Origin of the sequence: Burkholderia sp. Ac-20392 (genome assembly GCF_017104585.1) — a bacterium.
GTDB lineage: Bacteria > Pseudomonadota > Gammaproteobacteria > Burkholderiales > Burkholderiaceae > Burkholderia > Burkholderia lata.
In genome coordinates this window covers 1-12,745 of sequence record NZ_JAAGPB010000238.1, presented here as the reverse complement: position 1 = coordinate 12,745, position 12,745 = coordinate 1, and the positions used below count along the sequence as shown (strand labels likewise).

Here is a 12,745-nt window from a genome sequence, read left to right as displayed (position 1 = left end):
CGCGCCCGCTTCACCGTCGCCGTGCTCGGCCTCGGCGTACTCGGCGCGCAGGTCGCACGCGCACTCGCCGCGCTCGGCCTGCCCGTACGCGGCTACAGCCGCAGCGCGAAACAGCTCGACGGCGTCACGACCTTCGCCGGCGACGGCGCGTTCGATGCGTGCATCGACGGTGCGAAGGTGCTCGTCAACCTGCTGCCGAGCACGCCCGACACCGACGGCATCTTGTCGTCGCGCACCTTCGCGCGGCTCGCGCCCGGCGCGTATGTCGTCAACGTCGCACGCGGTGCGCACCTGGTCGAAGCCGATCTGCTCGACGCGCTCTCGAGCGGCCAGGTAGCCGCCGCGACGCTCGACGTGTTCCATCGCGAGCCGCTGCCGGAAGACCATCCGTTCTGGCACGCGCCGCGCATCACGATCACGCCGCACAGCTCGGCCGAGACTCTGCGCGACGAAGCCATCGCACAGATCGCCGGCAAGATCCGCGCCCTGGAGCGCGGCGAGCGCGTCGGCGGCATCGTCGACTACGCACGCGGCTACTGAACCTACAAGCAAACCTGGAGACAACCATGACGTTCCCCACTGCCGTCAAGATCGTCGAAGTCGGCCCGCGCGACGGGCTGCAGAACGAGAAGACCTTCGTGCCGACCGACGTGAAGATCGCGCTCGTCGACCGGCTGTCGCACGCCGGCTTCCGCAACGTCGAGGCCGCGTCGTTCGTATCGCCGAAATGGGTGCCGCAGATGGCCGACGGCGCCGACGTGATGGCCGGCATCGAGCGCCGCGCGGGCACCGTCTACTCGGTGCTCACGCCGAACCTGAAGGGCTTCGAGAATGCAGTCGCCGCACGCGCCGACGAGGTCGTGATCTTCGGTGCGGCGAGCGAGGCGTTCTCGCAGCGGAACATCAACTGCAGCATCGCCGAGAGCATCGCGCGCTTCGAGCCGGTAGCGAAGGCGGCGAAGGATGCAGGCCTGCGGCTGCGCGGCAGCGTGTCGTGCACGCTCGGCTGCCCGTACCAGGGCGACGTGCCGGTCGCGTCGGTCGTCGACGTCGTCGAGCGCTTCGCGGCGCTCGGCTGCGACGAGATCGATATCGCCGACACGATCGGCGTCGGCACGCCGAAGCGCACGCGCGAAGTGCTCGCGGCCGTCACGCGCGTGTTCCCGCGTGAACGCCTGTCGGGCCACTTCCACGACACCTACGGCCAGGCGCTCGCGAACATCTACGCGGCGCTGTTCGAAGGGATCGAGATCTTCCACGCGTCGGTCGCCGGCCTCGGCGGCTGCCCGTACGCGAAGGGTGCAACCGGCAACGTCGCGACCGAGGACGTGCTGTACCTGATGCAGGGCCTCGGCATCGACACCGGCATCGATCTCGCGGAGGTCGTCGCCGCCGGCGACTTCATCTCGAACGCGATCGGCCGCGCGAACGTGTCGCGCGCCGGTCGTGCACTGCTCGCCAAGGCGCAGAGCGCGGCCGACGCCGCGAACTGCGTGTGACCCCGGTATTCCACGGATTCCTCAACATGACGACACCTGCTTCATTCGATTCCCTCCCCGATTCCGCGCGACGCGTCGCGCTGCTGCTGCGCGAGCGCGGCCATGCGAAAGGCATCGTGATGCTCGCCGAAACCGGCAAGACGTCGGCCGAGGCCGCGGCCGGGCTCGGCTGCTCGGTCGCGCAGATCGCGAAGTCGATCCTGTTTCGCCGCCAGTCGGACGGGGCGCCGGTGCTCGTGGTCGCGAGCGGCGTGAACCGCGTCGACGAGAAAAAGGTTGCCGCGCAGGTCGGCGCGGTCGGCCGCGCGGACGCGAAGTTCGTGCGCGACAACACCGGCTATGCGATCGGCGGCGTCTGCCCGATCGGTCACCTCGTCGAACCCGTCATGCTGATCGACGCCGACCTGCTCGAGCTCGACAGCCTGTGGGCGGCCGCCGGCCATCCGCACGCGGTGTTCAACCTGTCGCCGAGCGAACTCGTATCGCTGACGGGTGCGCCGGTCGCGGACGTCGCGTTGCGGGAGCCCGCATGAGCGACGTGCCGGTGACGGTGACGGTCGGCACGGTCGCGTCGCCGTGCACCGACGTCTGCCGGATCGATCCGCGCACCGACTGGTGCGCGGGTTGCCTGCGTACGCGCGACGAGATCAAGGGGTGGCGTGCGTCGGACGACGACGCGAGGCGCGCGTTGCTCGCACGGCTCGATGCGCGGCGGCGTCTGATTGCGCGGAGCGGCGCATAAAAAAAAGCCGTTCAGCCTGACGGGCGAACGGCATGAGATCGGAATCCTGTGAACGTGATCAACGTCACAGCCCGCATCATACGAGCGACGCGGCCGCATCGCATCGGGTGTTTCCCTACAACTTCTTACAGCGTATTCCACGCGTGCGTGCGCATGGATTTTGCTCGCCATGTCCGCACCACCTGCCCGCGATGCGCGCTCCTGAAATACGCATTCGATGAACCGTTGCGCTACGCCGCAGCGGCGCCGAATCGTACGACCGTTTCAGTTGCCGACGGCCGCGCGACGCGCGGGCACGATGCGCCAGCCGAGATTCACGCCGGCCGCCGCGAGCAGGATCAGCAGCGCGCCGACCACCTGCGTCCACGCGAGCGTCTGCCCGAACGCGACGTGATCGACGACGATCGCGACGACCGGATAGACGAACGACAGCGCGCCGGTCATCGCGGTCGGCAGCTTCTGGATCGCGCCGTACAGCAGCACATACATCAGACCCGTGTTCACGACGCCGAGCACGACGAGGTCGAGCCACTGCCCGGCGCTCGTCGGCAACGTGCCGAAGTGTGCGAACGGCGCGAGCAGCAGGACACCGAGGCCGGCCTGCAACAGCGCAAGCAGATGCGGCGGCGTGCCCTTCAGGTGCTTCGTGACGATCGACGAGATCGCGTACAGGAAGGCGGCGCCGAGCGATAGCGCGACACCTTCCAGATATTCGCCCGGCACCGCCAGCACGGCCGGCTCGACACGCACCACGGCGACGAGCCCGACGAAGGCGAGCGCGAGCCACGCGACCGTCGACGCGGTGATCCGCTCGCGGAACACGATCGCGCCGAGCGCGACGAGCATGAACGGCTGCGTGTTGTAGACGGCGGTCGCCATCGAGATCGACGCACGCGAGTAGGCGGCAAACAGCAGCAGCCAGTTCGCGACGATCGCGACGCTGCCGAGCGTTGCCAGCGCGAGCATCCGCGGCGAGAACAGCGCGCGGCGCAGGAAGCCGAACGCCGCGCAGACGATCGCGAGCGTCGCGGCGCCGAACAGGCAGCGGAAGAACACGACGTTCGTCAGCGGCTGCTGCGACGACATCACGAGCCAGCCGATCGTGCCGGACATCATCATCGCGACGACCATTTCGGCGGCGCCGCGGCGAATTTCATTCGAAGCCATCGTGAACTCCGTTCAGAAGAGTGGATGACTTCGATTCTAGAAACTTGCTTTCGCGGCAACCACGGCTAAACTGAAGTGAATCGACCGATTCACCTTCGAAAGCAAAGCGATCATGCCGAAACGCCTTTCTCCGCCTGCCGTCGCGTCGCTCGACGCGACCGACCGCGCGATCCTCGCGGCGCTGGCCGACGACGCGCGCATCGCGACCAGCGAACTCGCCCGGCAGATCGGGCTGTCGGCGCCCGCGACCGCCGACCGCGTGCGGCGGCTCGAGGCACAAGGGGTGATCGCCGCGTTCACCGTCGAGCTCGACCCGCGTGCGCTCGGCTACACGCTGCAGGCGATCGTCCGCGTCAAGCCGCTGCCCGGCCAGTTGCATCTCGTCGAAGAGATGCTGCGGCGGATTCCCGAATTCGTGGAGTGCGACAAGGTCACCGGCGACGACTGCTTCATCTGCCGGCTCTACTTGCGCACGATCGCGCACCTCGACGACATCCTGTCGAAAGTGACGGAGCGCGCCGAGACGAGCACCGCGATCGTGAAATCGACGCCGGTGCCGCGCCGGCTGCCGCCGCTCGTCGAGGACGACGGCGCGCACCGCTGAGCCGCGGGTACGCGAGCGCCCTCACGCAGCCGCGTCGCGCGCCTCGAAGAACGCCAACAGTTCGTCGATCAGCGCGACGGGCGCCTCTTCCGGAATGTAATGCCCGCACTCGAGCGCGCGACCACTGACGTCGCGCGCCACGCGGCGCCATTCCTCGAGCGGATCGAAGCAGCGGCCGACGATCCCGTGCTCGCCCCACAGCACGCGCAACGGGCACGCGACCTTGTTGCCGCGCTCGAGATCCGCACGGTCGTGCTCGAGATCGATCGTCGCGGACGCGCGGTAGTCCTCGCACATCGCATGCACGGCGCCCGGCTGCGCGAGCGCGGCCCGGTACGCGGCGAGCGCTTCGGGCGCGAACGGCGCGAGCCCGGCGGACCGGTTGCCCATCACGCGCTCGATGTACGCATCGGTATGCGCGCCGACCAGCGTCTCGGGCAGCGGCTCCGGCTGGATCAGGAAGAACCAGTGGAAATACGCGGTCGCGAACGCGCGATCGGTTTTCTCGTACATCGCGAGCGTCGGCGCGATGTCGAGCAGCATCATCCGCTCGACGGCGTCCGCGTGATCGAGCGCGAGCCGGTGCGCGACCCGCGCGCCGCGATCGTGCGCGCACACATGGAAGTGCTCGAAGCCGAAATGCCGCATCACGGCGACCTGGTCGGCCGCCATCGCCCGTTTCGAATACGGCGCATGCTGCGCGTCGCTCGGCGGCTTGCCCGACGCGCCGTAACCGCGCAGGTCGGTGGCAATTACCGTGAAATGATTCGCGAGCGTCGCGGCAACGCGATGCCAGATCATGTGGGTTTGCGGATGTCCGTGCAGCAACAGGAGCGGCGGACCCGCGCCTCCTTTGACACCGAAGATGTCGGTGTCCTGCACCGTCACGCGAAACGGTGCAAACGCCTCAAACGACATGGTTTGTTTCTCGTTGGTTTGTTATGGCGGCTATTTTAGGAGCGCTTGCGCATCTACACAGCGGGGCAGCAGCCAGAATCCGTAGAAAGAGAACACTCACTCGATTGCCGGCACACCGCGCATTTTGTTAAGCTCGCGTAGAATCGCACGATCGTTCGTATTAATAAGAACGACCTCGTTTCGCAGCTACACTCGAATCACCGTTCGACCGTAAAGCTTGGCGTCGGCGCGACCGCGCGACCGCCCCTGGAGACTGGAGACATCACATGGCATTGCCCACCGTCCTGCAGAACCTGACGCTGCCCGTCATCGCGTCGCCGATGTTCATCGTCAGCTACCCCGAACTCGTGCTCGCGCAATGCAAGGCGGGCATCGTCGGTTCGTTCCCCGCGCTCAACGCCCGTCCGGCAGAACTGCTCGACGAGTGGCTCACGCAGATCCAGTCCGAGCTCGCCGACCACCACGCAAAAAATCCCGACGCGGTGATCGGCCCGATCGCGGTCAACCAGATCGTCCATCAGTCGAATGCGCGGCTCGAGCACGACGTGCGCGTGTGCGTCGAGCACAAGGTGCCGATCTTCATCACGAGCCTGCGCGCACCGGCGCGCGAGATCGTCGACGCGGTGCACAGCTACGGCGGCATCGTGCTGCACGACGTGATCAACCTGCGTCACGCACAGAAGGCACTCGAAGCCGGTGTCGACGGGCTGATCCTCGTCGCGGCCGGCGCAGGCGGCCACGCGGGCACGACGTCGCCGTTCGCGCTCGTCGGCGAAGTCCGCAAGATCTTCGACGGCCCGATCGTGCTGTCCGGCGCGATCGCGAACGGCGGCTCGATCCTCGCGGCGCAGGCGATGGGCGCCGACTTCGCGTACATGGGCACGCGCTTCATCGCGACGCAGGAAGCGCATGCGATCGACGACTACAAGCACGCGATCGTGAACGCGAAATCGTCGGACATCATCTACACGAACCTCTTCACGGGCGTGCACGGCAACTACATCCGCGAGAGCATCGAGAAGGCCGGCCTCGATCCGGAGGCGCTGCCGGAATCCGACAAGACCAAGATGAATTTCGGCGGCGACAAGACGAAGGCGTGGAAGGACATCTGGGGCGCCGGCCAGGGCGTCGGCCTGATGGACGACCTGCCGAGCGTCGGCGCGCTCGTCGAGCGCCTGAAGCGCGAGTACGACGACGCGAAGGCGCGGCTCGGCATTCCGCGCTGACGAATGCGGCGGCCCTCACGGCCCGCCGCCGGCGCGAATTCCGTCGGACAAAACAAAAAGCGCGAACCGCTGCGGTTCGCGCTTTTTTATTGACCCGCTGCCGCGGGAAAGACGACTCAGACCGCGCGCTTCATCCGCGTGATCGGCAGCACGCGCAGGCGCGATTCGATCGACGGGCACAGCGACTGCCCTTCGAAACGCGCCGCCAGGAAGTCGACGAACGAACGCACTTTCGCGGACACGTGACGACGGCTCGCATAGACCGCGTAGATCGGCGCCTCGTGCGGCGGCACCGCATCGAGCAGCACCGGCACGAGCCGGCCGGATTCGATGTCGTCGCCGACCACCTCGGTGCCGAGCAGCGCGATGCCCGCGCCCGCGAGCACGGCCGCGCGCAGCCCTTCGAGATGATTCACGATCAGGTTGCCGTTGAGGTTCACGCGCGACGCGGCGGCCGCGTCGATCACCAGCGAGTCGAGCATCGTCGAATTCGAGTCGCGCCGCAGGTAGTTGTGGTGCGCGAGATCGGCGATCGTCGCGGGCGTGCCGTGCTTCTCGAGATACTCGGGCGACGCGACCAGCAGGATGTGCGCGGTCGCGATCTGCCGCGCGACCAGCGACGACGATTTCAATCCGTTCGGCGCCGCGCGCACCGCGACGTCGTAGCCTTCCTCGATCAGGTCGACCACGCGATCGGACAGCGTCATGTCGACGGTCACGTCCGGGAACCGGCCCGCATAATCGGTGACGGCCTGCATCACGTGCCGCAGCCCGAACGCCGATAGCGACGTGACGCGCAGCCTGCCTTGCGGCACCACGCTCGCGGCGCCGACGGCCTGCCCGGCTTCGTCGAGTTCGGACAGCGCCTGCACGAGGCGCTCATAGTATTCGCGTCCTGCCTCGGTAGGGGCGACGCGTCGTGTCGTGCGATGCAGCAGCCGCGCACCGAGCTGCTGCTCGAGATGCATCACGTGCTTGCTCGCCATCGCAGCCGACATCTGCATGCGTTCGGCCGCGCCGACGAAGCTGCCCACTTCGACGACGTAGCGAAACACATTCATGCTGACGAGGGTATCCATCGAACTAGCTCGTAATGACGGGGGAATGGTCCAATTACGAGATAGGGTAACAAAGGCGGGGAAACAGAAAGGTCAAGAAAGGCAAAACGGCGCCGCGGGGTCGCGGCGCCGTTTTGGCGGGAAAACATGCAGCCCGGACGCGCTTTTCACGCGCATCCGGCGCAGCGGTCGTGCGTGCGCGTCAGAACTTCGCGCGGATACCGGCGCCGAACGTGTTGCCGGTCGACAGGCCGCTGATGTGGTCGTTCATGTACGCAGCGTAGACGTCCGTGCGCTTGGACAGCGGATAGTCGTAGCCGACGGCCCAGGTCTGGCGCGTCTGGTCGAGGCCGCCCGAATCGCGCGAGTATGCGTACGACGCCATCGCGTTGCCGACGCCGAGCGGCACCGACACGCCGCCCTGCGCGGTGTTCACGTGCCAGCTGCCCGCGACCTGGTCATTCTTCGTATACATGTACTGGCCGAACAACTTCACGTACTTCAGGTCGTAGGTCGCGCCGACTTGCGCGATGCCCTGGCTCTTCATGCCAGCCACCAGCGCGCTCAGGTCACGCGGGCCGTTGTTGAAGTTCACGTACTGGTAGACCGCGGTCGCCGCGAACGGGCCGTTCGCGTAGTTGAACTGCGCGCTCCACTTCTTCGAGCCGTTGTCGCCGGCCTGGTTGCCGAGCGCGTACATCGCGCCGAAATTCAGGCCACCGAACGACGGCGACGTGTACGACAGCGCGTTGTTCCAGCCCGAATCGCCAACGGCGCCCTGGTCGCTCGGGTAGGTCGGGAACGTGCCGAGGCCGAGGAACACGTGGTACACCATCGGCGAGAAGGTGTACGAGTCGTAGAACGGGTTGAACAGGATCGTCGACAGGAACAGGTGCGTCGTCAGGCGGCCGGCCGTCACCGTGCCGTACGGCGAATCGATGCCGACGTATGCGTTGCGTGCGAAGAACGTGTCACCCTGGAAGCGGCCGAACTGGCCGTTCTGCGCGCGGAAGAAGCTTTCCAGCGTGAAGATCGCCTTGTAGCCGTTGCCGAGATCCTCGGCGCCGTGCAAACCCCAGTACGACGTCGACATCCCGCCGCCGCTCACGTTCCACGCGCGGTCGCCGCCCGGGAACTTGGTTGCGCCGACCCATTCGTCGACCTGACCGTAGAGCGACACGCTCGACTGTGCATGGACGGGAGCGGTAGCCGCCACGCAGGCAGCCGCGGCGATCAGCTTGACGGACGTGCGCGACGCACGGCGAGCGAATGCTTTCATTGGATCTCCAGATTTTGTCGAATTGTCGATAAGTGGCGCGAGCGTTGTTTTTTGGAGCCGAGTGCTTGCGTCGTATGGGGCGCAGCCATCTTTACGGATCATTCGTCCGGTCAAAATTGCGCACACTTATTGCTGGTATAGCGGCAGCATTAACTTCGCGGAATTGATACATGGCCGGGTACCCGCCGGCGGCCCGGCGTGAACGCGGTCGCGCGGCCGGACGGCAGCGTGGCACACGCGAGCCGGGCGCGAAAGATAGCGCAATGCGACGGGAAAATCAGCGGAAATCTGTGCGCGACTGTGGCGAATTCGCATCAGCCGGCGGAGGGACGAGCGCGCGGGCGCTCAGTTTCGGTAGAACGGGGAGAAAAACGGCGAGTGTGCAGGCTCTTCCTGCGAGCGGGGCGGCGGCATCGGACGTCCGCCGCGCTCCTCGTTGTAGCGTGCGACGTCGGCGCGGATCGACCCGGCGCGCAGCGGCACGTTGCCGCCGCCCGGCGGGCGCGGCACCTGGCGGACGTCGGCGCTGATCGGGCGATATGGGCTTTGCGCGGCGTAATGGCCATACGACGGCGTCGGCCGCAGCCCCCAGCGGGAGCCGTAGCCGTTCACGCCGCCGGCGCGCGCACCGGCAGGGGGCGCGACGCGGCGCCAGACAGGCGCGCCGCCGGCCGGCTGGCCGTACGCGCGCATGTCGCCGCCACCGAAGCCGTGACCGCCGAACGCATGACCACCATGGGGCGGTTGCGCGAGCGCGAGCGGCATCAGCAGCGCGCCGAGCACGCCTGCCACCCATCGTCCGATCTTCCGTTTCACCCGTTCCGTCATCGTTCAGTGCCTGTCCATGCCCGGTGCCGGCCGCTTTTGGCCGACGCAAGGCTTTCAGCAGTAATTTATGAGCGGGCCGAAAGCGTGTCGAGCCAAAAAGTGTTATGTCGCCGGCATCGGTGTAACACCATGTTACTGCTAGGTTTTTTCACTTCTGCGGGCGACCGCGACAGAACATTCTTCTGCCGTTTTGCGCATGGCCGGGTCGGTGTCGTGAGCGTTGTTGCATGAGATTGACTCATCAATCGATTCCCACAATGAATTTGTGTAGTGAATCGCCAACCGGGACAATGGCGCCATCCGCGCGCGCGACGCGCACCTCCGTCGTTTTCGAATCGAGTTCCCGATGGCCCGTCCCCGTTTTCTTCCCGACAACTTCACGCTCGCGCTCGTCGGCACCGTCGTGCTCGCGAGCCTCCTGCCGTGCCGCGGCCCGGCCGCCCATGCGTTCAACTGGGCGACCAACATCGCCGTCGGCCTGCTGTTCTTCCTGCACGGCGCGAAGCTGTCGCGCGAAGCCGTCGTCGCGGGCGCAACCCACTGGCGGCTGCACGCGGTCGTGCTGCTCAGCACGTTCGCGCTGTTCCCGCTCCTCGGTCTCGCGCTGAAACCCGTGCTGCAGCCGCTCGTCACGCCGACGTTGTATGCGGGCGTGCTGTTCCTGTGCACGCTGCCGTCGACGGTCCAGTCGTCGATCGCGTTCACGTCGATCGCCAAAGGCAATGTGCCGGCCGCCGTGTGCGCGGCATCCGCGTCGAGCCTGCTCGGGATCTTCGTCACGCCGGCGCTCGTCGGGCTGATGATCACGTCGCAGTCGGCCGCCGCCGCGTCGCCGTGGAGCACCGTCGGCAGCATCGTGATGCAGCTGCTCGTGCCGTTCATCGCCGGCCAGCTGCTGCGGCCCGTGATCGGCGGCTGGATCGATCGCAACCGTGGCGTGCTGCGCTTCGTCGACCAGGGCTCGATCCTGCTCGTCGTCTACGTCGCCTTCAGCGAGGCCGTCAACGAAGGCCTGTGGCACCAGATCCCGCCGCGCGCGCTCGGCGGCCTGCTCGTCGTCAACCTCGTGCTGCTCGCGATCGCGCTATTGCTGACCGCGTTCGTCAGCAAGCGGCTCGGCTTCAACCGCGCCGACCAGATCACGATCATCTTCTGCGGGTCGAAGAAGAGCCTCGCAGCCGGCGTGCCGATGGCGAAGGTGATCTTCTCGGCGAACGCGGTCGGCGCGATCGTGCTGCCGCTGATGCTGTTCCACCAGATCCAGCTGATGGCGTGCGCGGCGCTCGCGCAGCGCTGGGGCGCGCGCGACATGAGCGGCGAGCATGACGAGGGCGACGCGACATCGGCGCCCGGCGCACTGAGCGCGGGCAAACGCTGACGATCCGGGGGCGACGGGACGGCCATCGCGTGGTGCCGTCCCGGTGTTCTCGCCTTTTCGCCTTTTCGCCTTTTCGCCTTTTCGCCTTTTCGCCTTTTCGCCTTTTCGCCTTTTCGCCTTTTCGCCTTTCCGCCTTCCCGCCTTCCCGCCTTCCCGCCTTCCCGCCTTCCCGCCTTCCCGCCTTCCCGCTGCACCGCTGCACCGCCGCACCGCCGCACCGCCCTTCCACGTGCGCACCGATGCGCCCCAGGCGCAATGCACCAGCAGCGCCCATCGCGTCACGAAATCTTCATTCAATTCTCCGCGAGCGATGCCGTTAAGTCGGGCGTCCTGTCGATTCGGCTGCCCTCGCCCATGCCCGCGCCCCACCCCGACTCCGCTGCCGCCAGCATCACGCGCCTGATCGCGGATCGCGCGCTCGCCGCCGTCTTCCAGCCGATCGTCGATCTCGGGTCGGGGACGGTCGTCGGATACGAGGGCCTGATACGCGGCCCAAGCGGCACCGACCTCGAGCCGCCCGCCGCGCTGTTCGCGCAGGCCGCGCGCGAAGGCGAGACCCTCGCGCTCGAACAGGCGGCCGCGCTCACCTGCCTCGACGCGTTCGCGGCACTCGGCTGCGACGGCAAGCTGTTCCTCAATTTCAGCGCCGGGACGATCCTGAAGCTCGCCAGCGAACGCGAGCGCGTACGCCAGCTCCTCGTCCGCGCGCGGATCGCCGCCGAGCGCATCGTCATCGAGCTGACCGAGCAGAATGCGATTCCCGACGTCGCCCACATCGGGCCGGCCGTCGCGTCGCTGCGCGACGCCGGCATCCAGTTCGCGCTCGACGACTACGGCACCGCGAACGCGAGCATGAACCTGTGGCTGCGCCTGCATCCGGACGTCGTGAAGATCGACCGCTTCTTCATCCACGACATCGCCCGCGATCCGCTCAAGTTCGAAGCCGTGAAGGCGATGCAGCACTTCGCGCAGGCGAGCGGCGCGCAACTGATCGCGGAAGGCATCGAGAACGAATGCGACCTGATCGTCGTGCGGGACATGGGCATCTGTTGCGTACAGGGCTTCCTGCTCGGCCGGCCGAACGCGCAGCCGTCGCGGGTCGTCGCACCGGCCGCGCGTGACGCGATCCGCGCGCCGCACATCGCGGTGTTTCCCGGCGCGACGCGCTCGGTGCGGCCGGCCGGCACGATCGCCGGGAAGATGCTGGTGCCGGCGCCGGCACTGCCGCGCGACGCGACCAGCAACGACGTACTCGACCTGTTCAACCGGATGCCCGACCTGCATGCGGTCGCGCTCGTCGAACGCGGGCGGCCCGTCGCGCTCGTGAATCGCCGCGGCTTCATCGACCGCTTCGCACTGCCGTACCACCGCGAGGTGTTCGGAAAGAAGCCGTGCCTGCAGTTCGCGAACGACGCGCCGCTGATGATCGACAACGCGACGACGTTCGAGCAGCTCGCGATGCTGCTCGCAAGCCACGACCAGCGCTATCTCGCGGACGGCTTCGTGATCACCGAACACGGCCGCTACGTCGGGCTCGGCACCGGCGAGAGCCTCGTGCGCGCAGTGACCGAGATGCGCATCGAGGCCGCGCGCTACGCGAATCCGCTGACGTTCCTGCCCGGCAACATTCCGATCAGCGCCCACATCGACCGCCTGCTCCAGCGCGACGCCGGCTTTCATGCGTGCTACGTCGACCTGAACCAGTTCAAGCCGTTCAACGACCAGTACGGCTACTGGCAGGGCGACGAGGTGCTGAAGTTCGCGGCGACGGTGCTGGCCGGTGTGTGCGACCCGCAGCGCGACTTTCTCGGGCACGTCGGCGGCGACGATTTCCTCGTGCTGTTCCAGCGCGCCGACTGGCGCGAACGCGCCGCCGACGCAATCGCCCGCTTCAACGACGGCGCGCAGCTCTTCTACACGCAGGCCGACCGACAGGCGGGCGGGCTGCACGGCGAGGACCGCCACGGCAACCCGGCGTTCTTCGGCTTCGTGACGATGGCGATCGGCGCGGTCGGCGTGCCGGCCGGCGCGCACGGCGCGAAGCGA

At 67.3% G+C, this 12,745-nt stretch carries 13 protein-coding genes; 8 read left to right on the top strand and 5 right to left on the bottom strand.

Annotated features, from left to right (window positions below):
• From G3N99_RS23615 to G3N99_RS23600, 4 genes are all read left to right on the top strand, one after another.
• On the top strand, positions 1–540 hold a 540-nt coding region (locus G3N99_RS23615), incomplete at its 5' end, for an NAD(P)-dependent oxidoreductase (protein ID WP_241011814.1).
• Positions 541–566: 26 nt separating this feature from the next.
• Positions 567–1,499 carry a hydroxymethylglutaryl-CoA lyase gene (locus G3N99_RS23610; RefSeq protein WP_174937621.1) on the top strand — a complete coding sequence of 311 codons (933 nt, stop codon included), beginning with the start codon at positions 567–569 and terminating at the stop codon, positions 1,497–1,499.
• Positions 1,500–1,525: 26 nt separating this feature from the next.
• Positions 1,526–2,032 carry a YbaK/EbsC family protein gene (locus G3N99_RS23605; protein WP_174937619.1) on the top strand — a complete coding sequence of 169 codons (507 nt, stop codon included), beginning with the start codon at positions 1,526–1,528 and terminating at the stop codon, positions 2,030–2,032.
• Positions 2,029–2,241, top strand: a complete 213-nt coding sequence (locus tag G3N99_RS23600) for a DUF1289 domain-containing protein (RefSeq protein ID WP_046544280.1) — start codon at positions 2,029–2,031, stop codon at positions 2,239–2,241. Before G3N99_RS23605 ends, G3N99_RS23600 begins: the two co-directional genes overlap by 4 nt.
• 264 nt (positions 2,242–2,505) lie before the next feature.
• On the opposite strand, the gene G3N99_RS23595 is transcribed toward G3N99_RS23600, so the two are convergent.
• A complete protein-coding gene (locus G3N99_RS23595) occupies positions 2,506–3,408 on the bottom strand; it encodes a DMT family transporter (protein ID WP_174937615.1) in 903 nt (300 codons plus the stop codon).
• Positions 3,409–3,520: 112 nt separating this feature from the next.
• Between G3N99_RS23595 and G3N99_RS23590 the strand changes: the two genes are divergently transcribed.
• Positions 3,521–4,012, top strand: a complete 492-nt coding sequence (locus tag G3N99_RS23590) for an Lrp/AsnC family transcriptional regulator (RefSeq protein ID WP_011353413.1) — start codon at positions 3,521–3,523, stop codon at positions 4,010–4,012.
• A gap of 21 nt (positions 4,013–4,033) precedes the next feature.
• Here G3N99_RS23590 and G3N99_RS23585 read toward each other — a convergent pair whose 3' ends face one another.
• Entirely contained in the window at positions 4,034–4,930 is an 897-nt protein-coding gene (locus G3N99_RS23585; RefSeq protein ID WP_206123598.1) for an alpha/beta hydrolase, read from the bottom strand.
• Between the two features lie 266 nt (positions 4,931–5,196).
• Here G3N99_RS23585 and G3N99_RS23580 point away from each other — a divergent pair, with 266 nt between their 5' ends.
• Positions 5,197–6,156, top strand: a complete 960-nt coding sequence (locus tag G3N99_RS23580; protein ID WP_174937611.1) for a nitronate monooxygenase family protein — start codon at positions 5,197–5,199, stop codon at positions 6,154–6,156.
• 116 nt (positions 6,157–6,272) lie between these two features.
• Here the strand turns inward: G3N99_RS23580 and G3N99_RS23575 are convergent, their stop codons facing one another.
• From G3N99_RS23575 to G3N99_RS23565, 3 genes are all read right to left on the bottom strand, one after another.
• Positions 6,273–7,235 (bottom strand): LysR family transcriptional regulator, encoded by a 963-nt coding sequence (locus G3N99_RS23575; protein ID WP_011353416.1) that lies wholly within the window; start codon positions 7,233–7,235, stop codon positions 6,273–6,275.
• A gap of 181 nt (positions 7,236–7,416) precedes the next feature.
• Positions 7,417–8,493: a porin gene (locus G3N99_RS23570; RefSeq protein WP_011353417.1), complete on the bottom strand. Its 1,077-nt coding sequence runs from the start codon at positions 8,491–8,493 to the stop codon at positions 7,417–7,419.
• A 345-nt stretch (positions 8,494–8,838) separates the two neighbouring features.
• The gene (locus tag G3N99_RS23565) at positions 8,839–9,321 is read right to left on the bottom strand and encodes a peptide-binding protein (protein ID WP_174937609.1); all 483 of its coding nucleotides are present in this window, start codon (positions 9,319–9,321) and stop codon (positions 8,839–8,841) included.
• 346 nt (positions 9,322–9,667) lie between these two features.
• Here G3N99_RS23565 and G3N99_RS23560 point away from each other — a divergent pair, with 346 nt between their 5' ends.
• Both G3N99_RS23560 and G3N99_RS23555 read left to right on the top strand, forming a co-directional pair.
• Positions 9,668–10,699 carry a bile acid:sodium symporter family protein gene (locus G3N99_RS23560; protein WP_011353419.1) on the top strand — a complete coding sequence of 344 codons (1,032 nt, stop codon included), beginning with the start codon at positions 9,668–9,670 and terminating at the stop codon, positions 10,697–10,699.
• 354 nt (positions 10,700–11,053) lie between these two features.
• On the top strand, positions 11,054–12,745 hold a 1,692-nt coding region (locus tag G3N99_RS23555; protein WP_206123597.1), incomplete at its 3' end, for a phosphodiesterase.